This is a genomic window from Streptacidiphilus albus JL83, assembly GCF_000744705.1.
GTDB classification, from domain to species: domain Bacteria; phylum Actinomycetota; class Actinomycetes; order Streptomycetales; family Streptomycetaceae; genus Streptacidiphilus; species Streptacidiphilus albus.
Genome location: NZ_JQML01000001.1, coordinates 4,004,226 through 4,025,928 on the forward strand (window position 1 = coordinate 4,004,226; position 21,703 = coordinate 4,025,928).

Sequence of the window (21,703 nt, forward strand, 5' to 3'; positions counted from 1 at the left end):
CTTCTCCCCGGCACCCAGGTAGTGCTAGGCCTCGTTGAGCCACACCACCGTGCGCGGCCCGACCGCTTGGATCCCGGCCAGGGCGGCATCGGCGCGGGTCGGGTCGAATGGATGCCACAGCCGCCAGCCCGCCCCGGCGTGCGCCAGCGGCTGGATCGCCTCCCAGCACGCCCGGGTCTTGCCGGTGGAGGAGGAGCCCACCAGCACCGCCATCACGCTGCGCCCGGCCGCGGCCTGCGCCACCACCGCCGCCAGCTGCGCATCATGCGCGCGGGGCACGTACCCGGGCAGCCGGGCCGCGGCATCGCGCCCGGAGCCGTTCTCGGCCGGGTGTACCTCCAGGTCCAGCGGGTCACACGACCCGATCGGCACACCCACCGGGGCGAAAGGCGCGTCGGGATCCGGCGGGTCGAGCGGTCCGTCCTTCACGGTCCGCCCCCGGCGCCCGGCCTGCCGCTCGGCGTGCGCCGCGACGCGCAGCCGATCCCATTCCTGTGCGCTGCGCCGGGCGTGGCCCGGGCGCTTGCCGGCCTGTCCCTCCAGCAGCATCACGAACACAGCGAAGGCCCGAGTGCTGCCCGGTCCCGGCACGCCGGGGCCCTTGAGCCAGCCGCTCATCGTCGCGTCGTTGAGCCCGGCCGGACGTACCTGCCCCTCGTCGTGCCGTACGAGTTCCGACAGGGGCGGGGAGCCCGCCGCGGCGTACAACGCCTGTAAATCCTGGGTGAACCGCTGTGCCGACTCGCCCACCGCCGTCCCCTCCCCACCTCCGGGGACGCTCCGAGCCGGAAGCGCCGGAAGCGCCGGAATCATCCCGCCCACCAGGCTAGAGAACCCCCACCATGCCCGCGGCGCATCGCCGGAATCAGTACCCGCAGCTTCCCTGGACCCGGGACACCACGTCCCGCACGCAGTACCCGCATCTCAGGGAGGGCACCATGACCCGCGAGCCCCGGCACCACCCGCACCCCAGCGACACCGCCCAGACCGCGGCCTACCGCGCCGCCGTCCTGCGCGGCGCCGTCTCCGGAGCCGTCCACGCTCTGATCACCTGGCTCCTCGAACACTGAAACCACCCGTCGGCAGCCCGGCCCGACGGGCGCACCACCCGGGCGGGAACTGGTAGACCGGTTCCCGCCCGGACAGCGAAACCCCTCCCGGATGCCCAGCCCGACAGCATGATCACTCACATGACGGGCTGCGGGCCAGACCGTCGGCATACCCGCGCCTCGCGACCACCGCACCCGCCCTGGCCGCAGGACTCGTACACATGCCGTACGGGACCGTGCCATACATGCCTCACTTGCTTGTCCAACCGCTGAACAGGCATGAGAGACCAACAGCCCTAGATAGCCGGAGCCGTAGCCGGTCTCTTCGATGTGGGGCGCGAGTAGGTCAAGGATCGTGACGAGCTCGCCCATCTCGTCGTCGAGCCAGTAGTTGCGGCTGAACAGTCCCCAGGCGAAGAGTTCGCGGCCGGCCGCGAAGCCTCGGGACTGGCGCCACAGGGAGGCGATGTCTCCTCCGGGCAGGTAGCCGTTCGGAGCCGGGAGGAGCACCGGGTGCTCGTCTGTGTCGAGCCCGGCAGGACGCTCGGCGACCAGGCCGAGGTGCCATCGCAGAACGGTGCAGGAGACAGCTGAGAACCGTCGGCAGTCGGCGCCACCCCGCAGAGGGTGGGCCAGAGCTGGGGCGGCAGAGGCGGGTCGGCCATGCACTGCCCGCTGGCCCGCGTCGATCAGGTCCGGGCCGTATCGGGGCGCGGGCCCGTACGGTTTTGGGGCGCGGCCGTCCGGGGATGGACTCTCAGGACGGCCGAGGCCGCTTCCCCCTGTTATCGGCGGGGGGAAGCGGCCTCGGTTCTCAGGTGCGGTCAGGTCCAGTTCTGCTTGAGGCCGCCGGTGAACGCGGCCCATTCGCGGGCATTGAAGCGCAGGTCCGGGCGGTCGGGGTTCTTGGAGTCGCGCACCGCGATGCCGCCATCGGGCAGGTCGGTGATCTCGACGCAGTCCGCGCCGTTCCCGGTCAGGGGCGAGGTGCGCCACTGCGCGTCGGTCAGGTCGAGCGCGTACAGGGCTTCCTTGCGGTCAGGGGTGGTGCTCATGGCCGATCCCTTCCATGTGTTTCCTGATGGTCTCCCGCGACTGGTCCGCGGGCAGTGCTGAGGCGACGATCCGGTCGAAGTACTCCCCGTAGAGCTTCGTCTCCTCGGCGTCGTCTTCCTGGTAGCGCATATCGTGGCGGTTCTCTACCGAGATCAGCGCGGGCCAGGACTTGGGGAACTGGGTGATGGTCAGGTTGCCGGACGCGCCGGGATGGGCCCCGGCGGTCAGCGGCATGACCTGGATGGTGACGTTCGGCAGGTCGGCCATGTCCAGCAGGTGGCGGAGCTGTTCGCGCATCAGGGAAGGGTGCGAGGCGAACCGCTGCATCAGCAGGGACTCGTGGATGACGGCCCAGTACTTCACCGGGTTCCGCGGCCTGGTCAGGATCGCCTGGCGCGCGATCCGCACCTCCACGATGGCGGCGTGCTCCTCGGGCGGCAGGTTGAAGGCGGTGGCCGCCGTGATCTCGCGCGCGTAGGCGCCGATCTGCAGCAGGCCGGGGATCGCGGTGGGGTGGTACTGGCGGATGCTCTCCGCGTCGTCCTGCGCGGAGATGGTGTCCTGGAGGTGCTGGGGCACGGCCCCGCCGTAGGCGGTCCACCACCCGGTCCTACCCGCAGTGCGGGCGAGCTCCTCCAGAGCGGCGACGATCTCCGGATCGGTGACGCCGTACTCGCCTAGCAGGACGCTGACTTCCTTCGGGCTGATCCGGGCCTTGGCGTTCTCGATGCGCGACAGCTTCGGACCGTCCCAGCTGCCCTCCATCCTCTCGACAGCCTGGTCCAGGCTCAGCCCCGCCGCTGAGCGGTAGTTCCGCAGTGCCTCACCGAGGCGCCGGCGGCGGAGCGTCGGGGCTGCGTGCACGTTCGGCATGGTGCTGTCCTCCCCTTGTGCGGTGCGAAGTTCAGTCCCTGCGGTGCAGTGTTCCACCACCCAGGTTCACAAGTCGATGGAACAGCCATGCCTTCTTTTGCTAATTCGGGTTACAACCTTGTGAGTTGGCGGCTGCCAGAGGAACCTTGGAGGCGCGGAAAGGTGACTCTTCGTCACTTTCTGACGGCTGCTGACGCACGGTCGCAGCCCGCCCAGACGGCCGCCGCACGGCCTCTTCCCCCGACGGGGCCGTGCGGCGGCATCCACAGCCCCGGAGCGTCCGCCATGATCGAACGGCACATCACCCACGTCAGTCCCCGCAAACGCGACGTCGCCTACGACCCTCTCGCCCAGCAGGCCGCCCTTCCGGTCCAGGTCCACTACGTCGACGGCACGACCGTCGACACGCTGCTGATCCTCGCTCCCGGCGAGGTCGAGCTGTTCCGCACCCAGGCCGACCAGGCCATCGCCAAGCGCACGGCTGCGGGCGTCACCGCGTGAGCGCCGCACCCGTGGACCGTCCCGCGGTCGGCGACCTCGTCCAGGTCGGTGACGGCCCCGAGCAGGTGGTCACCGACATCCGGCGCGGCGTGCCGATCGTGCGCCCGCTGGCCGGCGGCGGGGAACGGCCCGTCGAGGACCCGGCTTCGGTGACCGTCGTGGCCCGACGCGGGACCTGGGGCAGGCGACCGGGCCACGGGCGGTCGTGATGAGCGGCCGCCACACCGGAGGCGACCGGGTCCAGATCGCCATGGGCGCCGTGTGCGCCGCCGCCGGGGCCGCGCTCCTTTCCCTGCTGGCGATCGTGGCCCGCGAGCCGTGCCCGTGCTCCGTGGACGCCTCGCCGCGTCCGGTCCCGGTGTCCGCCCCGGACATCCCGCCACCGGGCACCCCGTGACCCCGGCCCGCCCCGCTGTCGTGCGTGAGCCCGGCGGGGCGGGCCGGCACCAGCCTCCGCCCGGCACCCCGGGCGGACGCGGCGGCCCCGCCGAACAGGGCAGCCGCACCACCCCACCAGTAGGAGGAACCGAGATGGCACCCACAGCACCGAGCTCCCTGGACCGCACCACCGGGGCCGACGTCGACCCGCTCGACCTGGACCTGACCGTGATCACCGAGGTCGGGACCGCCGCGATCCCGGGCTGCGACACCTCGGACGGCTGCGGCTCGACGTGCGCGAGCGCCTGCAACAGCGCGGTCTGATCCACCCGTTCTGCCGCTCCACCCGGGACCGGGGCTCCCTGCCCCGGTCTCGGGCCCCCGTCGGCCGCGAACAGCGGAGGAACAGATGCGCTCCCCCGGTAGGAAGCCGCTCTACCAGCACACCGGCACCGCCCTGCTACGAGCCGCCACCGCATCGCTGACCCGCGCCCCCGACTGGTGGCCGGACCCGGACGACACCGGGGACTGCCGCCGGTGGCTGGCCCATGTCTGGTCGCGGCCGGACTTTGCCATCGCGGTACGCGAGGCCAGTTGGAGCCTGGGCCGCCAGATCGACGCCATCGTCGCGGACCCGGCGGTGCCCGACCGGCACGTCCGCAGCGCGACCCAGTCCACGGCCCGCTACCTCCTTCGCTCCACCGGCCGCCCGACACCGTTCGGCCTGTTCGCCGGGGTCGCCCACGCGACGCTCGGGCCGGCTGCCGCCGTGCGGTTCGGCACCGGCCACCGGCCGGTGGCCCGCGTCGACACCCAGTGGCTGGCCGCCGTCATCGAACGCCTCGAAGCCATGCCCGGCCTGCTGCAACGCCTGGACCTGGTGTTCAACAACCTCGCCGCCCGGCGCGGCGCGCGCATCCAGATCCCCCGGGCAGGTACGAACCGCGTCAGCATCCGCAACACCAGCGCTGTGCGGGCCCTTCGGGACGCCGCCGCTGTCCCCGCCCCGTACAAGACCCTGGCCGGCACCCTCGCCGGTGCCGCCCCCGGGGCGAGTCGGGCACGGGTCGACGGCGTCCTTGCCGACCTGGTGCGCCAGGGCTTCCTGATCACCAGCCTGCGGGCCCCGCTCACGGTCACCGACCCGCTCGGCTATGTAATCGACCGGCTCCACGCGGCCGGGGCTGAGGCTGTGGCGTCGGCGGTGCCGGTCCTGCGGGACCTGGAAGCCGCCTGGGCCGATCTGAACCAGCACAACCAGGCCGGCGACGGGACGGGCCGCGAGGAGATCACCCGCCGCCTGCGGGACCTGTCCGGGGCCGGTCGCAGCCCGCTGGCGGTGGACCTGGTCCTGGACTGCGATGTGCAACTGCCCGGCGAAGTCGCCCGCGAACTCGAACGCGCCGCCACCGCGCTGCTGCGGCTGACCCGCCAGCCGACCGGCGACGCAGTGTGGAAGCAGTACCACTGCGCGTTCTGGGAGAAGTACGGCACCGGCGCCCTGGTCCCGCTCACCGAAGTCCTGGACCCCGCCGCCGGACTCGGCTTCCCCGCCGAGTACCCCGGCAGCATGATGGCCCCGCCCGTGACCGGAACCACCGCCCGTGACCAGCGGCTCCTGGCCCTGGCATGGCAGACGGCCGCCGACCGCAGCGGCGAGATCGTCCTGACCGACCAGACCATCGACCAACTCGCTGGTACCGCAGGGTTCGAGGAGGGACAGATCGCCCCGCACGTCGAGATCGCGGCCCGCCTCCACGCGGCCGACGCCATGGCGCTGGCACGCGGCGACTTCACGGTGACCGTGACCCCGGCCCGCTCGGCGGGCACCCTCACCTCGCGCTTCACCCCGGTGGCCACCGGCAATGGTCTGGCCGAGGTCTACCGGGGACTGCCCACCCTGACCGCCGGAGCGCTGCCCGCGCAGTTGTCGTTCCCACCGCTGTACCCGCACGCCGAGAACGTCTGCCGCATCCCGGCCTACCTGCCCCACGTCATCGCCCTGGGAGAGCACCGGCACCCTGACGATCCGGCGACGACGGTCATTGACCTGGAGGACCTGGCGGTGACCGCAACCCGCGACCGGCTGCACCTGGTCAGCGTCTCGCGGCGGCAAGTGGTCGAGCCGCTGGTGTTCCACGCCATGGCCTTGGACAAGCAGGCGCCGCCGCTGGCACGGTTCCTCGTCCATCTGCCCCGCGCCTTCACCACCGCCTGGACCGGCTTCGACTGGGGACCGGCCGCCGCCCAACTGCCCTACCTGCCCAGGGTCAGCTACGGCCGTTGCGTCCTGTCCCCGGCCCGCTGGACCCTGACCACCACCGACCTGGCCACCCCCGGGGCGCTGGACGACTGGCGGAAGCGGTGGGGTTGCCCGCGGACCGTCGAACTGCGCGACGAGGACCGGACCCTGCGGCTGAACCTCGGCGAGCCCCTCCACGCCGCGATCCTGCACGCCCACCTGCGACGCCACCACACCGCCGTCCTGACCGAGGCCGTCGGCCCCGGCTCGCTCGGCTGGCTCGAGGGGCACGTCCACGAGGTCGCCGTGCCGCTGGTCACCACCCGCCCGCCAGCACCATCGCCCCTGGCCGGGCCGCTGCCGACGATCACCAACAACGCCCACGGATCACTACCTGCCTCCCCGAGAAGCCGGTGGCTGAACGCGAAGCTCCACACCCACCCCGAGCAGTACGACGAGATCCTCACCCGGCGCCTTCCCCCGCTGCTGGACACGCTGCCCGGCGCCCCGCAGTTCTGGTTCGTCCGCTACCGCAGCCCGAACGAGACCGACCACCTGCGGCTCAGGTTCCGCACCCGCCACGCGGAGCGCTACGGGCAGTACGCAGGGATCATCGGCGCGTGGGCCGAACAGCTGCGGCGCGACGGACTCGCCTCCGGTCTGGCGTTGGACACGTACACCCCCGAGGTCGGCCGCTACGGCGAAGGCCCGGCCATGAAGGCCGCCGAGGCGGTGTTCAGCGCCGACTCGACCGCGGTGACCGCCGCACTGCGGCTCCTGCCCGCCGCAGTCCTCGACCCGGCTGCACTGGTCGCCGCAGGCATGGTCGACATCACCTGCGGGTTCCTCGGACATGCCGCGGCGATGACCTGGCTCGCGGAGCGGCCCACCCCTGCCGCGAAACCGGTCGGCCGGCACCTCGCCGACCAGGCCATCACCCTGGCCCTGGACCCGGCCCCCCGGTGGCCGGACGAAGTGGCCCAGGCAGTGAAGGCCCGCGCGCTGGCCCTGGCGTTCTACCGGACCAGCCTGCCCGCCGACGCCGACACCGCCAGCGTCCTGGAGTCGCTGCTGCACATGCACCACAACCGGGCCCTTGGCCTGGACCGGGACAGCGAATGGACCTGCCGCCGCCTGGCCCGGCAGGCAGCCCGCGCCCACCAGGCCCAGCAGGACCAGCGGGGCAGTGCGAGGTGAACGCATCACAGCAGGCCGACTGGAGCCAGAGCCTGGGCACCGGCGCCCCCGGCATCGCCCTGGTGGACATTGAGGCAGCCCGTACCGGGGCCGGCACCTGGGGTGCCGTCCACCGGTGGGCCGCCGCCATGACCCGCGACCCGGTGGTCGCCGACCCGGCCGCCTGCGGCCTGTTCTACGGGGCACCCGCCGTCGCCTTCACCCTCCACAGCGCCACCCAACCCGCCTACAAAACCATGCTGGACATCCTCGACCAACACATCGCCGCCCTCACCCGGACACGCCTCGACCAGGCCCACCAGCGCATCGACGAGGGACGGCTGCCCGCCCTGCGGGAGTTCGACCTGATCGGCGGCCTGACCGGTATCGGCGCCTACCTCCTGCACCGCCACCGCGGAGGCGACCTGCTGCGAGACGTCCTGGCCTACCTCGTGCGGCTCATCGAGCCGGTCACGGTCAACGGCGAGGCCCTGCCCGGCTGGTGGACCGGCGACGGACCCCAAGGGCAGCCCTCGCCATCCTGGCCCGGCGGTCACGGCAACCTGGGCATCGCGCATGGCGGTTCCGGCATTCTCGCCCTGATGGCGACGGCCATGCGGCACGGCACCACCGTGGCCGGACAGCCCGAGGCCCTCGCGCGGATCTGTGCCCAACTCGACCAGTGGCGCACAGGCACCGACACGCGGGCCTGGTGGCCGGAGACGATCTCCCTGCCCGAATGGCGCTCGCGTACCAGCCGTCAACGTGGAGCAGGACGCCCGAGCTGGTGCTACGGCACACCAGGTCTGGCCCGCGCCCAGCAACTCGCCGCCCTCGCCATCGACGACACCCGCCTCCAGAGCCGCGCGGAGGCGGCCATGGCCGGTTGCCTTCACAACGAGGACCAGTTGGCCCAGATCACCGACGCCTCGCTGTGCCACGGCTGGGCCGGGCTCCTGCGTGCAACCGAGCGAATATCCGCCGACAGCAGCAGCGGCACCCTGGCCGACCTCCTACCGGGCCTGCGCGCCCGCCTGGACCAGCACAGGAGACCGGCACACCGCGGGTTCCTGGAAGGTGAAACGGGCGTGCTGCTGGCCCAGCAGACCGGCTCTGAATCGAACTGGGATGCCTGTCTGCTTCTCACCGGCTGAACCCGCCGTGTCACCCCGCCCGAAGCACCCGAAATCGCTAGGGTCTGCCACTCACCCCTCCCGTCAGACCCTTCAGGGAAGGAAACCCCGCATGAACGCCACCACCAGCTCCGACACCGCAGAAGCCCTGCGCAACCGCATGGTTGACCAGATCAAGGACGCCGGAGGCATCCAGTCCAGCGCCGTCGAGGACGCGATGCGCACCGTGCACCGCGACGCGTTCCTTCCTGCCGCCACCCTCGAGGAGGCATACGCCGACCAGGCCGTCACGATCAAGCCCAACCCCGCCGGCGGACTCGCGCTCAGCTGTGCCTCCCAGCCGACCATCGTGGCCCTCATGCTCGACCAGCTCGACGTCAAGCCCGGCGACCGCATCCTGGAGATCGGCGCCGGCACCGGCTACAACGCCGCCCTCCTCACCCACCTCGCCGGCCCCGACGGGCAGGTCACCACCGTCGACATCGACAGCGACGTCACCACCCACGCCCGCAAGGCCCTGGACGCCACCGGCAACGAGCACGTGCACGTCGCCACCCGCGACGGAGCCCTCGGCGACCCGGACCACGCCCCCTACGACAAGGCGATCGTCGCCGTCGGCGCCTGGGACATCCCGGCCGCCTGGTGGGACCAACTTCCCCCCGGCAGCCGCCTGGTCGTACCGCTGCGGTGGCGCGGCACCACCCGCAGCATCGCGTTCACCCGCGAGACCGATCGCATGGTCTCCAGCGACGTCCAACTGTGCGGCTTCGTACCCATGCTCGGCCAGGACGGCGAACGAGACGCCACCATCACCGCCGACGGAACCGTCAACCTGTACTGGGACATCGACCAGCCCATCGACCCTGCCGACCTGCACGGAGTCCTTGACCAGCCCAAGGCCGAGGCTTGGTCCGGCACCACCGTAGGCGGCTATGAGCCCTTCGACGGCGTCTGGCTGCGTCTAAGCGCCACCGAAGCGGGCACCTGCCGCATCGAGGCCCTGCCCGCCGCCGTCGAGTCCGGCCTGTGCAAGCCCGCGATCCCTTCTCGCAGCCCCGCTCTGGCCGAAGGCAACTCCCTCGCCTACTTCGTCACCCGCCGTCAAGAGAGCGAAGAGGGAAGCCCTGCCCAGTTCGAGCTCGGGGCAGTCGGCCATGGTCCGGCCGGAGGCGACCTCGCCGAGCGCCTATGCGAGCAGATCCGCGCATGGGGCAGGACCCGAACCGCACGCCCGACCATCACCGTCTACCCCGCCGGAACACCCGGCGACCAACTCGCAATCGGCTACGCCATCGACAAGCACGATAGCCGCATGGTCATCTCCTTGACCTGACCACGGCTGCGACGCGCAGATGTCACGCCTCAAGTGCGGCTGACACCTGTAGTTGACACAAAACGACGGTAGTCGTCACCAAGATCGGCAAGGTGCATCTCGCACAGCGCTGTTGGCCTCATCGGGTGCATGGATGAGGCACCGAAATACCGCACACCCTCCCCCCGAGCACCGCCCCGAACCCTCCTCAAAAATCAACCATTGATCACGTCGGTGGATTCGGGCTCAGTCCAGGCTGACAGAGAGGGGCCAGCGTTCACCCAGTTCAGCTCTTCTCTCTCGTGGAACCGCACGCTGTGGAGCCACACCTGTTGAGCGACGTTCGTTGTGGTGATGACGGCGTCATTGGTTTTGGTGCTGGGCAGCGACGGGAAGGGCCGGTCCGACGGAGTCGGACCGGCCCTTGTGTTCATGTCGCCGCGGTGATGCTCACTCTGTCGTGACTTCGGCGACAGCGGCGCGTGCTGACGCCTCGTCGACGATGGTCTTGTTCTGGACGAAGACGTCGAGCAGGGCCTGGACGGCAAGATTGTTGACCGCGCGGGGCAGTCCGCGCCCGGTGGTGTGGATCAGTTGGACGGCGTCATCGGAGAACAGCGGGTCGGACCGGCCGGCCAGGGCGAGGTGGTGTTTGAGGTAGCTGCCGGTCTCCTCGCCGGTCATCGGGGGCATCGCGAACCGCAGCGCGATCCGCTGGTCCAGCGCGGCCATGGTGCCCATCTTGATTCTCCTGCGCAGGGTGGGCTGGCCGATCAGCAGGCAGGCGAACGGCGACGCGGAGTCCATGTCCTGGTTGGTGAGCATCCGCACCGACTCCAACTGGTCGTGGCTCAGCAGGTGGGCCTCGTCGAGCACCAGGACGGGGACGCGGCCGCGCTCGGCGCGTTCGGTGGCCAGCGCGTCGGCGGCCTGCGGGATCAGCGCGGCAGTATGCGGGTGCGGGCTGCCGCCCAGCGCGGAGACGATCGCGCGGTGGATCCCGCGCGAGCCCACGGCGGGGTTGCCCAGGTAGATGACCTGATGGCGGACCGGGTCCAGAGCTGCCAGGGCGGCGCGGACAGCGACGGTCTTGCCCGCGCCGACCTCCCCGGTGACCACCCCGATCGCGCGCTCCGCGACCGCCCAGCTGATCCGGGCCACCGCCTCAGCATGCGCGCCGTGACGGTGCAGAGCCCCAGGGGCCAGGCTCTTGCCGAACGGCATCTTGGTGAAGCCGAAGTACTGCTGCAGGCGCTCGATCACCGCGTCACCTGCGCGTTCGCGGCCCGCTGCAGGGCGTCGGCCCGGTCGAACAGGGCGAAGGCCAGACGCGCGGCGGTGAACACGGCCTGGTCGGCCAACTCGGTGTCACGGAGCTTCGCGCGCTGGCAGACACGGTCGGCCAGGTCCAGCGCCCGAGTCGACAGCTCCCAGGCCCGGTCCAGTGCTTGCAGGTCAACCGGCACGGTGATCCCCTTCGCTGTCGCTGTCGCTGTCGCTGTCGCTGTCGCTGTCTTCGTGGAGGAGGGCCTTGTAGTTGATGCGTCCGGCGAGTTGTTCCTGGTGGGCGGCGTCCAGCAGGGCGAGGTAGTTGACCCCGGTCGCGGCGGCGGGCTGTTCGGGTGGGAGTTCGGGGCGGGCCTTGGGGTGGGAGTGGCGGCGGATCTCGAAGGGCGTCGCGGCGCCGAAGCTGCGGCTCCCGTGGCGGACCTCGATGTTCTCCAGGTCGAAGGGGTCGAAGACCAGCTCGACCTTGCGTCCCGCCAGAGCGGGTTCGACCTGGTAGGAGTTGGACTGCAGGCGCACGGTCGCAGTCTTGGACACGTTGCGCCACTCGGACCACAAGAACGCCTCCCGCAGCAGGTCCGGATGCGGCAGCCGCGGGCCCTGGCCCTTCTCCCAGCCCTCCTGCCAGCGGGCGAGTGGTCCTTGACCGGTCTCGGAGTGCTTGCGCGGGTGGTACTCGGTCTCCACCCAGGCCGTGAACTTCCGGTTCATCTCCGCCAATGCCGCTGCGGCCTGGTCGGCGGGCCGGTCGGCCAGGTCTGCGGTCTCGATCAGGAACTGGCCCCGAACCGTGCGGAAATAGCGTTCGATCTTGCCCCGGCCCTCCGGTCGACCGGGTCGCGAGTGGACCAGCTTGACCCCCAGGACAGCGCAGGCCCGCATCAGCCAGGAGTCCACGAACGGCGACCCGTTGTCCAGATAGACCCCTTCGGGGACACCCCGGGACGCCAACGCGGGACGAAGCGCGACCGCCAGGCGCACGGTGTCCTCAACGAAGCCGAACCGGGCCGCCATCACCGCCCGGGAGTGGTCGTCCAGGAACGCGAACAGGATCGTCTTGCGCCCGGCGACCAGCGGTCCGTGCAATGCGTCACCGACCCACAGCTCGTTCGGGCGCGAGGCCTCGAACCGGCCGAAGACCTCCTTCGGCCGGTCCTGGCCGAGCTGGTCCAGGCCCAGGCGCACGAAGTGCCGCTGCAAGGTGCGCTCCGAGGGCGCCCACCCCGAGTGCGCCCGCAGCACCCGCGCGACCTGCACCGCCGTGCGCCCGGGGTTCTCCCGCTTCAAGCCCGCCGCCAACTCCAGCACCTCGGCCGGCGTCCTGGCCGCGACCCGCATCGCGTTCGGGACCAGCGCCTCGAAGCCGCCCACCCGCCAGGAGCGGATCCACCGGTCCAAGGTGCCCCGCGCCACCTGCACCGGCTCCCCGTCCAGGCCGACATGGGTCAACGCGGCGATCTCGCGCACCAGCACTCCGCGCTGCTTGGCCGACAGCGCCGGGTCCAGCGCGTCCTGGACCACCCCGTAACGGAACAGACCCACCAGGCGGGCCCGCTCCGCGCGCTTGCGCATCTCTTCCTCGTACTGCGATGCCACCGGCACCGACCTCCCCTTGAGCACCAAGCCGGGCCGGCGACCGAAGGCGGCCGCCAGTCCCGGCCCACCACCCTCGCCCGCCCCACCGGCCCCGCATCAGGGGCGACTCGCGTTGATCGACGATCTTGGCCAGCCCGGTGCCAGCAGCCGCCCGCCCGACAACGCCGACGCCACCTGCCACGGCGACAAGGCGACCATCTCCGGCCACCTGGCGGTGACCGCGCCCGCCGCAGCAAGCACCGCCGCGACCCCGTCCGCGAACAGCGCGCCCCTCGGATCGGGCAGCACCGGATCCGAAGGCGCGACCTGCACCAACAGCACTGTGAACACCTCACGCACCACCCCGGCCCGGCCGGCGAACCGGCGCAACCAGCCCCGCACCGTCTGATCGGGAAGCCCCAGCCCGGCCGCGATCACCCGATGCCCGCTCCCAGCCGCCCGCGCCACCAGCGCCGCCCCGATCACCACCGCCGCGTCAGCACGCCGAAGCAGCACCGTGACCGGCAGCAACACATGCGTAGCCCCGCACTGCGGGCAGCGCGACCGACGCGGCCTCAACTCCAGCCGCAGCCCCCGCAGATCCCGCACCGACCGCCGCCCGGACCAACCCCACGGACGCAGCCCCGCACCGCACCCCGGACACGCGATCCGGCCCGCCGACAACCGCATCTCGACCCGAACCGGCGATACCTCTACCGTGACCACAGCGCCTCCGAGCGCGATGCGGCCCTCCCGGACTACTCGGCCAAGAGATCACCGGGAGGGCCGCGCCCATGTTCAACCATGAGCACGCTGTCGCCGCACACGACGAAGGGCAACCCCCCCGGGCTGCCCTCTCCCACATCACCACGACCCTGACGCGAACCCGCTCACCCATCACCACAACGAACGTCGCTCAACACACACCCAGTGGCGGCACCAGCACTGGAGGGCTCATCACAGAGGGAGGCTAAGCGGTCTTGGCGATTTGTAGTGCGTTTTGGGTAGGTGGCTTGATGGGAGGGGCTGCCGTGGTGATGAAGACGTTGCGTGTGGAGTTGTCGGCAGTGCAGGAAGCCGAGCTTCGAGGGCGGTTGGGGGCGCGGGATCTGGGCGTGAATGAGCGGATGAGGCTGGAGTGTGTGCGGCTGTCGGCGCAGGGCCGGACGGTGCCGCAGATCGCGTCGATCGTCGTCAGGCATGTGGTCACCGTGCGCAGGGCGCTGCACCGGTTCATCGGTGGTGGGTTCGCGGCCCTGGCGGATGTGCCGCGTCCGGGCCGGCCGCCGTGCTGGGCACGGGAGGACCTGGATGCGCTGGAGGCGATGCTGGACGAGGCGGCGGTCGCGGGGCGGACCTGGACTCTGCCTGGGTTGGCGGGGTGGTTGCGGCGCGAGCGCGGGGTGGACCTTGACTCCTCGTGGCTGTCGGTGCTGCTGCACCGGGACGGCTTCCGCTGGAAGCGCACCCGCGACAGTCTTCGGCATCTGGCTGATCCCGTCCGCCAGCGGGCCGCCCGGGCCGAGCTGGAGAACTTACGGAGGGAGGCCGACGCGGGTACGCGCGATCTGGTCTTTCTCGACGAGTCGGGGTTCGCGCCGACCATGCCCACCGGCTATACATGGTCGCGGGTCGGGCAACGCGCGGTGGTGCCGCGCGAGGACACCCGCGACCGGCGGGTCAACGTGCTGGGTGCCCTGATCGTGGGCACCGCTCCCGACCTGCTGTGGGAGTGCACCCCGGGGAAGATCGACGCAGGGGTGCTGTTGGAGTTCGTCTGCTCCCGGCTGGTCGGTCTGCCCGGCGGGGCAGCCGCTTTGGACCTGGCCGCCGACGGCGCCCCGGTGCCCGTGTGGCGGCGGCCCAGGCCGTGCACGGTGGTACTGGACAATGCCTCGGCGCACGTGGCCAAGGCATTCAAAGGCCGTCGCGCTCAGCTGATGCGGACTGGAGTGGATCTGTTCTACCTGCCGCCCCGCAGTCCCGAGCTCAACGACATCGAACGCGTCTGGCGCTCGGCCAAGTACGAGGACTACCCCGACCGGGCCCACACCGGCATCGACGCCATCGAAGCCGCCGTCGACCGGGCGCTGATCCGTCAACAGGTGCGTGTCCGAGGGTTACCGACCCACTCCACCCAAGCCGCGTGCTCTGAATCCCTGCCGCCGGGCGTTCTCCAGGTACGTACGGAACAGCCGGGTGGGGGCGCTGGGTTGGCTGGATCAGGGTCGAACGAACACGCGCCGGCTGTCGGGAGGTCAGCGCGGCTGGCGGTGCGAGCGCCGCGTGAAGACCGCCACATCATGGCCCATCCCCACGACAAGAACTCCGTCCGCGGTGATGGCGAGCGCGTGAGCGTCGGCTGCGACGATGAGTCCCGCGGGTTCACCTGTCCGTAGGTTCCACACCCGCACCGTCTGGTCCCAGCTGCCGGTGACGGCGACGGGAACGCCGTCCAGGATCGTGCACGCCACCGCCGTCACATCGCTGGTGTGGCCGGTGAGGGGTGGGCCGAGGGGGGTGCCGGTGGCCAGGTCCCACACCCGCACCGTCCCCTCGTTGCTGCCGGTGACGGCGACGGGGGCGCCGTCCAGGCTCGTGCACGCCACCGCCGTCACATCGCTGGTGTGGCCGGTGAGGGGTTGGCCGAGGGGCGCGCCGGTGGCCAGGTCCCACACCCGCACCGTCCCCTCGCCGCCGCCGGTGACGGCGACGGCGACGGCGACGGCGACGGCGACGGCGACGGCGACGGCGACGGCGACGGCGACGGCGACGGCGACGGCGACGGGGGCACCGTCCAGGATCGTGCACGCCACCGCGTACACGTCGTCGGTGTGGCCGGTGAGGGGTTGGCCGAGGGGGGTGCCGGTGGCCAGGTCCCACACCCGCACCGTCCAGTCGTCGCTGCCGGTGACGGCGACGGGGGCACCGTCCAGACTCGTGCACGCCACCGCCGTCACATCGCTGGTGTGGCCGGTGAGGGGTTGGCCGAGGGGGGTGCCGGTGGCCAGGTCCCACACCCGCACCGTCCGGTCGGAGCTGCCGGTGACGGCGACGGGGGCACCGTCCAGGATCGTGCACGCCACCGCGTACACGATGTCGGTGTGGCCGGTGAGGGGTGGGCCGAGGGGGGTGCCGGTGGCCAGGTCCCACACCCGCACCGTCCGGTCGGAGCTGCCGGTGACGGCGACGGGGACGCCGTCCAGACTCGTGCACGCCACCGCGTACACGCCGCTGGTGTGGCCGGTGAGGGGTTGGCCGAGGAGGGTGCCGGTGGCCAGGTCCCACACCCGCACCGTCCGGTCATAGCTGCCGGTGACGGCGACGGGGACGCCGTCCAGGATCGTGCACGCCACCGCCGTCACATCGCTGGTGTGGCCGGTGAGGGGTTGGCCGAGGGGGGTGCCGGTGGCCAGGTCCCACACCCGCACCGTCCCCTCGCCGCCGCCGGTGACGGCGACGGCGACGGCGACGGGGGCACCGTCCAGGATCGTGCACGCCACCGCGTACACGCGGTCGGTGTGGCCGGTGAGGGGTTGGCCGAGGAGGGTGCCGGTGGCCAAGTCCCACACCCGCACCGTCCCCTCGCCGCTGCCGGTGACGGCGACGGGGACGCCGTCCAGGCTCGTGCACGCCACCGCGGACACATCGTCGGTGTGGTCGGTGAGGGTGTTGCGAAGTGCGGGGGAGAAGCCGCTGCCCGTGGCCCAGCGGGGTGTCCAGTCGTGGTCGGGGATGGCGTGGTTCAGTTGCTGCCGTAGGGGTGCGGCGCCGGCGCGGGCGGCGTCGAGGGCGAGGATCTGGCGGCGCACGGCCGGGGTGGTGGTGGCGTGGAGGTTGAGGGTGGTGCGGTAGACGGCTGCGTTGAGGCGGGCGGGTTCGGTACGGGCGTGGTGCAGGTGGGGGGTCAGTGAGCGGGGGTTGGCGTGGACGAGGTACTCGGAGTCGGTGAGGATGTCGTCGAGGCGTCCGGCCGCGGTGGCGTGGGCGGCGAGGTGGGTGCGGGTGTAGGGGTGTGCGCGGGACCAGTCGCGGGTGGCGTCGGCGCGGTAGGGCACGCGGTCGGTCAGCAGGTCGGTGAACGCGGCGTGCACCGCCTGCGGATCAATGTCCTCGCGCAGGTACTCGGCCAGGGCCTGGTGGTAGAGGCGGTAGGCGGAGCGGCCGGACTCGGTGGCCTCCACGGCGTAGGAGCCCGCGGTGCGGGCCAGCCACAGCAGGTCCTCGTCGCTGTAGGCGCGGCCGGAGATCGCGGAGGCCAGGGGCGCCCAGATGTCCTCCCAGGGCAGGCCCTGGCCCTGGGCGAACGCCAGGGGGCGCAGGAGGTCGGTGGCGCGCTGGGCGTCGGTTCCGAGGCGGCGGGTGAGGTCCTCGCGCATGGCTGGTCCGGGCAGGCGCGGTAGACCGGCCTGCCACTGCCGGTCACCGGGGTCGGGGACGACGTGGTCGGCTGCGGCGAGGGTGCCCGCGGTGATGCGGGCGACGAGGAACGAGGTTCCGGCGGCGGCGGCGACCGCGAGGGCGACCGGGAGCGCCGCGTCAAGGTGGCGTCGGTAGGGGGAGGTGCGGTGGGCTTCGAGGAGGTTGCGGACGGTGTAGGCGCGCAGTGCCTGCGGGTCGGCGTAGCGGGGGTGGTCGAGGTCGATGATTCTTTCGTCGTCGGGCTGGTGGCGCGGTGGGATGCCGAGGCGGTCCAGGAGGTAGGGGCGGGTGCCCAGCAGGAGGCGGATCCGGCCGTTGGAGTTTTCGGTCAGGGGGCGCAGGATCCGGGTGCACAGGGTGTCGGGGGTGGCGGCCTCGTCCAGGGCGTCGATCAGGGCGGTGAACGGCTGCTTGTGGTCGCGCCGGCGGGCGTCGAGGGCTTCGAGGAGTTCTCCGACGGTGGTGGCACGGACGCGGGCGGCGGCGGCCAGGGCGTGCAGGACGTCGGCGTCGGTCAGGTTCTGGGCGTAGACGGCGACGTCCAGCGCGCCCTGGTCGGGTACCTGGCCGGGGTCCAGGTCCAGGGCGTGCAGGGGGACGGTGCGGCGGCGTTCGGGGTGGGACAGGGCGGCGATCAGGCCCAGGACGGCGGTCTTGCCCGAGCCGGGGCCCGCGGTGACGATCCGGCAGACCGCAGCGCCTGCGGCGGTGGCGGTGGCGGGGGTGCGCAGCCAGGTGGCGAGGTTGGCCAGGGCGGTGCGGCGGCCGCAGAACCACCAGCCCTGGGCGGTGTCGCCGTGGTTGGCCATGGCGCGGACCAGCAGGCGCCGGGTGAGTTCGGTGTCGCGGAGCTGGGCCTGCTCGTCGAATTCGGCGGCCTGCTGCACGGCCAGGTCCACGTCGGTCAGTCGGGTGCTGCGGCGGGGGTTGGCCAGGAACGCGGGCGGCTCGCCGGTCAGGCCGATCAGGGCCAGGGTGATGCGCTGGTGGGCGGGGCGGTCGGGGTGGTCGTTCATCTGCTGCACCACCGTGGACACCGCCAGGGTGTCCGGGCCGTGCCCGGCCGTGGCCCGACTGGCCACCGCCTGCGCGAGCAGGGTAGGGAACGCCCCGGCCAGGGCCTGCTGGTGCGGCTGGGCGGAGGAGACGACGACCAGGCCGGAGCCGGCGGCCTGCCCCCACTGGGCGCCGATGCGCTCCAGGGCGGCGGCGGCCATCTCGTTGCCGCCCTGCCCGGAGTAGCAGGTGTCCAGCATCAGCAGCAGCCGGCGCACCTTGGTGTCGCGCAGCATCGCCCGGGCCAGGTCCACGGTGGGCAGCGCGGTGTAGGCGATGTCGTCCGGGTCGGTGTCGCAGGTGAGCAGGACGTGGTCGCCGCCGTCGTCCAGGACCTCGCCGTGGCCGCAGATGTAGACCGCCAGGAGGTCGTCCTCGCGACGGTCCGGCGACTTGCAGAACGCCCGCAGCTGGTCCGTCAGCTGCGCGCGGGTGGGGTCCAGGCCCAGCCCGGTCTGATGCCGGTAGCCCAGGCGGCCGGTGAACAGCTCGATGACCTTCTCGCGGGCCTCTGCCAGCCCCGGCCGGTCCCAGGCAGGGCACTTGGGGTAGTGGGACACGGCGGTGGCGATCAGGAACCGGCGCGGCCCCCCGCCAGCCGCATCGGCGGCGCCGGTCACGCCAGGCCGGCCGCGATCGCCTGCCCGCACAGCGCATCGGTCAGGTAGGCGGTCGCGTCGTGCGCGTGCGCACCGTTGTGCACCCGCACCGAGCGCACCGCCTCACCGAAGGCCGGACGCAGATCCTTCACCAGCGCGACCACATCGCCCTCGTCCGCGATGTTCGTCCACACCAGCTCCCCGCCACCGGGCCACACCCCGCGCAGCACACCGCCCCTGCCCCCACCCGGCCAGCGCGAGGGCGCGGGATCCAGCCGGTGCAGGACCAGGTTCGCTATCCCCAGCGGGGAACCGAGGGTCACCAGCGCCCGCACGCCGTGCCCGGGCAGCGCGCACAGCGCCTCGTAGGCGACCACCGAACCCAGGGAGTGCGCCACCACCACCCGGGTGTCCGCGCCGATCGCCCCCAGCACCCGCGCCCGGGCCCGGGCACGGACATGGGGGTCCAGCAGGTAGCGGCGGACCTGCTTCAGGTCGAAGACCATCGCCCGCAGCGCCACCCCCGCGAAGAACCGCGACCCCGACAGCGCCCGCAACGCCGCCTGCACCGACCCCGGCACCGCGACCAGCGTGTCCGCCTCCGGCGCCACCACCGCCGGATCACTCCCGGCCGCCGCACGCCACCACGCCAGCAGCAGCTCCTCCTCGAAGCCCGCCGCGACATCGGCAGCCGTGTAGCGCGGATCCCCGACCGCCAGCAGCTCGCCCGCCGGGCGGAACACGTCCCCGTAGAACGCCACCGCCACATCCGGCTCAGCCGTGGCACCACTAGCGCCGGCGCGGCGCAGCCCGTCCACCAGCGCGGGCCGCCACTCCTTCAGCAACGTGGCCTCCCCGGACAACTGCTGGCCGACCCCGTGCACCGCCACCACACGCGCCACAGCGCACCACCCCCGGTCTGCTCGCCCTGGAAGCAGGGTAGGAGCAACCCGCCACCAGCGCGGTGAAAACCGACAACCCACATGCCCCGCCGCGAATCGCACAGCACATCCCAACCCGCTCGCCCCGCCCCCTTGCCGGACTGCATCACCTCGACAGCCTCGCCTGGCAGGCCGCCCAGCCAAAACGCACTACAAATCGCCAAGACGGCTTAGAGCTTGCCAAACATTGCAGACGTAGGCCCGAGCGCTGTATAGAGTGATCGCATGGGGGAAAATAGGACTCACATACTTGATGTGCCAGTGGAGGGCGGCGGCCGCCTCCTCGTCGAGGTGTCGGATGAGGATCTTCCTGACGGCCTCGATCTTGCGGCGGCCCCGCCTGGCGAAGTGGTAGCCCGAGCAGGCGCATCGTTGGAAAGCTCGCTTGGGCATCTCACGCCCGCACTCACGTCTCTGAGCACCAAGCTGCGGGCACTCAGACCTGACTCTGTCACCATCGAGTTCGGGATCGCGCTCAGTGCCGAGGTCGGAGTCGTCGTGGCCAAGGGCAGCAGCGAGGTGCACTTCGCAGTAACGCTCTCCTGGCAAGCTGCTTCGGACCCCCCAGGGATTGACGCGTCGTGACGAACCCGAACGCTTCCATCCTCCGGATCTTGACACTCTCGGGCACGGTCGTCGGGGTCGGAGCGCTGATTGGCGAGCGAGAGGTGGTCACCTGCGCACACGTGATCAACGCAGCGCTCGAACGCGATCCCCGAGACCAGGACGTCCCGGCCGACATCATCGAGCTCTCCTTTCCCTTGATCGCAAACGCGATGCGGCGGCAGGCACGCATCATTCGGTGGTTTCCGCCGACGCCAAGTGGGGTCGCAGGCGACGACCTTGCCGTATTGCAGCTCATTGACGCGTTACCGCGGGGTGCGGCGCCAGTCAGCATCGACCCAACCGCACCCAGTTCGGGCCGCGTCGTCGATGTCTTTGGCTACCCCGGTGTCCCTCCAAGGCCAGACGGGGCCTGGGTCGCGGCTGTGGTGCGAGGCTTGGTCGGCGGCGGCAGGCTCCAACTCGACGGCGGCGAGGGGTCAGCGCTACGGGTGCAGCCCGGCTTCAGCGGCAGCCCGGTCATTGACCGGGCGAGCGGTGGCTTCATCGGCCTGCTTGTGGCGGCGCCGCAGGGCCGTTCAGGCGATAGAGACAGCTATGCCATCTCTGCCAGCCGCATCAGGACTCTGTTGACGACCGGATCGGGTTCCCCCATTCGGGTTCGTGTGCCGGTCTCCGCCACCCTTGTGGGCCACACTGATGCTGTTATCTCGGTGGCATTCAGCGGCGACGGCACGACGCTCGCCACCGGCGGTGCGGACGGCACGGTCCGGCTATGGGACACCGGCACTGGTGCTGCCGTCGACACCTTCAGCGACCATAGCTCCGCAGTGAGCTCCGTGGCTTTCCTCCTGGACGGTGGATTGCTCGCGAGCGGCTGCGCGGACGGATCCGTCCAACTATGGAATCTTGTTATCTGCGCCGGTTACACGGTGACTGCCGACAGCGACGCGTGGTCGAGATCGTTCATCCCCGGCGAGGATGGCACCGCCAGTATCTCCACATTCCAAGGCAGCACTGCTGGTGTGTGGTCAGTGGCATTTAGCCCTAACGGTACGACCTTTGCCATCGGGCTCCGAGACGGGAGTGTCCTGGTACGGGATATCGCCATCGACTCCAGCCTTGTCCTCGCCGACCAGACCGACGAGGCGTTGTCGGTGGCGTTTAGCCCTGACGGCAAAACTGTCGCGCTCTGTGGCCGGGACGGTATCCCCCGGATGAGACATATTTCCGTCGACAACACCGGTGCCAGCGACAGTTCGGCCTGCCTATGGGCAGCCTCGGCTGCTGCCCTTGGTGGGAGCGTCGCAGTTTTCACCAGGAGTGTGAACTCAGTGGCATTCAGTCCAGATGGCAAGGTCCTCGCCAGCGGCGGAGCCGATGGAACCGTGCGGTTGTGGAACATGACTACCGGCGGTCTGACCGATACATTCACGGACCACGCCAGCGCGATAAACACCCTGGCATTCAGCCCTGATGGCACGATCCTGGCCAGCGGCAGCGACGACAACACTGTCCGGCTACGGAGCCTTTGGTAAG

Annotated in this window: 19 protein-coding genes and 1 pseudogene; 11 read left to right on the plus strand and 9 right to left on the minus strand. The window is 71.4% G+C overall.

All coding sequences use genetic code 11. From position 1 onward, the window contains the following. Nucleotides 1–24: 24 nt before the first annotated feature. On the minus strand, nt 25–750 hold the full coding sequence (locus BS75_RS44420) for a hypothetical protein (RefSeq protein ID WP_152646391.1): 726 nt from the start codon (nt 748–750) through the stop codon (nt 25–27). A 188-nt stretch (nt 751–938) separates the two neighbouring features. On the opposite strand from BS75_RS44420, the gene BS75_RS51500 reads away from it, so the two are divergent. Further along, complete coding sequence (locus BS75_RS51500; RefSeq protein ID WP_267970554.1) at nt 939–1,070, plus strand: hypothetical protein; 132 nt, start codon at nt 939–941, stop codon at nt 1,068–1,070. An 803-nt stretch (nt 1,071–1,873) separates the two neighbouring features. Here BS75_RS51500 and BS75_RS17310 read toward each other — a convergent pair. Further along, complete coding sequence (locus tag BS75_RS17310; RefSeq protein ID WP_042441001.1) at nt 1,874–2,104, minus strand: DUF397 domain-containing protein; 231 nt, start codon at nt 2,102–2,104, stop codon at nt 1,874–1,876. Then, a complete protein-coding gene (locus BS75_RS17315; RefSeq protein ID WP_034088883.1) occupies nt 2,088–2,978 on the minus strand; it encodes a helix-turn-helix domain-containing protein in 891 nt (296 codons plus the stop codon). The genes BS75_RS17310 and BS75_RS17315 overlap by 17 nt, the downstream gene beginning before the upstream one ends. Before the next feature lie 285 nt (nt 2,979–3,263). On the opposite strand from BS75_RS17315, the gene BS75_RS17320 reads away from it, so the two are divergent. The 7 genes from BS75_RS17320 to fxlM all read left to right on the plus strand — a co-directional run bounded on the left by BS75_RS17320 (nt 3,264) and on the right by fxlM (nt 9,741). Further along, nucleotides 3,264–3,479, plus strand: a complete 216-nt coding sequence (locus BS75_RS17320) for a hypothetical protein (RefSeq protein ID WP_034088884.1) — start codon at nt 3,264–3,266, stop codon at nt 3,477–3,479. Next, a complete protein-coding gene (locus BS75_RS17325; RefSeq protein ID WP_231607804.1) occupies nt 3,476–3,688 on the plus strand; it encodes a hypothetical protein in 213 nt (70 codons plus the stop codon). The genes BS75_RS17320 and BS75_RS17325 overlap by 4 nt, the downstream gene beginning before the upstream one ends. After that, on the plus strand, nt 3,688–3,876 hold the full coding sequence (locus BS75_RS17330; RefSeq protein ID WP_034088886.1) for a hypothetical protein: 189 nt from the start codon (nt 3,688–3,690) through the stop codon (nt 3,874–3,876). The genes BS75_RS17325 and BS75_RS17330 overlap by 1 nt, the downstream gene beginning before the upstream one ends. 134 nt (nt 3,877–4,010) lie before the next feature. After that, nucleotides 4,011–4,181, plus strand: a complete 171-nt coding sequence (locus BS75_RS46550; RefSeq protein ID WP_081982398.1) for an FxLD family lanthipeptide — start codon at nt 4,011–4,013, stop codon at nt 4,179–4,181. An 85-nt stretch (nt 4,182–4,266) separates the two neighbouring features. Continuing rightward, nucleotides 4,267–7,296, plus strand: a complete 3,030-nt coding sequence (locus BS75_RS17335; RefSeq protein WP_034088887.1) for a lantibiotic dehydratase — start codon at nt 4,267–4,269, stop codon at nt 7,294–7,296. Continuing rightward, nucleotides 7,293–8,429: a lanthionine synthetase C family protein gene (locus BS75_RS17340; protein WP_034088888.1), complete on the plus strand. Its 1,137-nt coding sequence runs from the start codon at nt 7,293–7,295 to the stop codon at nt 8,427–8,429. The genes BS75_RS17335 and BS75_RS17340 overlap by 4 nt, the downstream gene beginning before the upstream one ends. Nucleotides 8,430–8,520: 91 nt before the next feature. Further along, on the plus strand, nt 8,521–9,741 hold the full coding sequence (fxlM, locus tag BS75_RS17345; protein ID WP_034088889.1) for a methyltransferase, FxLD system: 1,221 nt from the start codon (nt 8,521–8,523) through the stop codon (nt 9,739–9,741). A gap of 429 nt (nt 9,742–10,170) precedes the next feature. Here the strand turns inward: fxlM and BS75_RS17350 are convergent, their stop codons facing one another. From BS75_RS17350 to BS75_RS17365, 4 genes are all read right to left on the minus strand, one after another. Then, complete coding sequence (locus tag BS75_RS17350) at nt 10,171–10,983, minus strand: ExeA family protein (RefSeq protein ID WP_034087041.1); 813 nt, start codon at nt 10,981–10,983, stop codon at nt 10,171–10,173. Then, on the minus strand, nt 10,980–11,186 hold the full coding sequence (locus tag BS75_RS17355; RefSeq protein ID WP_034087040.1) for a hypothetical protein: 207 nt from the start codon (nt 11,184–11,186) through the stop codon (nt 10,980–10,982). The genes BS75_RS17350 and BS75_RS17355 overlap by 4 nt, the downstream gene beginning before the upstream one ends. Continuing rightward, nucleotides 11,176–12,603 (minus strand): DDE-type integrase/transposase/recombinase, encoded by a 1,428-nt coding sequence (locus BS75_RS17360; RefSeq protein ID WP_231607805.1) that lies wholly within the window; start codon nt 12,601–12,603, stop codon nt 11,176–11,178. The genes BS75_RS17355 and BS75_RS17360 overlap by 11 nt, the downstream gene beginning before the upstream one ends. A 96-nt stretch (nt 12,604–12,699) precedes the next feature. Next, a complete protein-coding gene (locus BS75_RS17365; protein WP_197091886.1) occupies nt 12,700–13,116 on the minus strand; it encodes a hypothetical protein in 417 nt (138 codons plus the stop codon). Between the two features lie 593 nt (nt 13,117–13,709). On the opposite strand from BS75_RS17365, the pseudogene BS75_RS50335 reads away from it, so the two are divergent. Next, a pseudogene (locus BS75_RS50335) lies at nt 13,710–14,600 on the plus strand (IS630 family transposase); the annotation flags it as partial. 240 nt (nt 14,601–14,840) lie between these two features. Here BS75_RS50335 and BS75_RS17370 read toward each other — a convergent pair. Both BS75_RS17370 and BS75_RS17375 read right to left on the minus strand, forming a co-directional pair. Beyond that, the gene (locus tag BS75_RS17370) at nt 14,841–18,620 is read right to left on the minus strand and encodes a caspase family protein (RefSeq protein WP_081983299.1); all 3,780 of its coding nucleotides are present in this window, start codon (nt 18,618–18,620) and stop codon (nt 14,841–14,843) included. 56 nt (nt 18,621–18,676) lie between these two features. Continuing rightward, nucleotides 18,677–19,561, minus strand: coding sequence for a lipase family protein (locus BS75_RS17375; RefSeq protein WP_174515110.1), 885 nt, complete (start codon nt 19,559–19,561; stop codon nt 18,677–18,679). Nucleotides 19,562–19,825: 264 nt separating this feature from the next. Here BS75_RS17375 and BS75_RS17380 point away from each other — a divergent pair, with 264 nt between their 5' ends. Both BS75_RS17380 and BS75_RS17385 read left to right on the plus strand, forming a co-directional pair. Continuing rightward, nucleotides 19,826–20,185 carry a CU044_2847 family protein gene (locus tag BS75_RS17380; protein ID WP_034088892.1) on the plus strand — a complete coding sequence of 120 codons (360 nt, stop codon included), beginning with the start codon at nt 19,826–19,828 and terminating at the stop codon, nt 20,183–20,185. Continuing rightward, complete coding sequence (locus BS75_RS17385; protein WP_034088893.1) at nt 20,182–21,702, plus strand: WD40 repeat domain-containing protein; 1,521 nt, start codon at nt 20,182–20,184, stop codon at nt 21,700–21,702. The genes BS75_RS17380 and BS75_RS17385 overlap by 4 nt, the downstream gene beginning before the upstream one ends. Nucleotide 21,703: the final 1 nt, after the last annotated feature.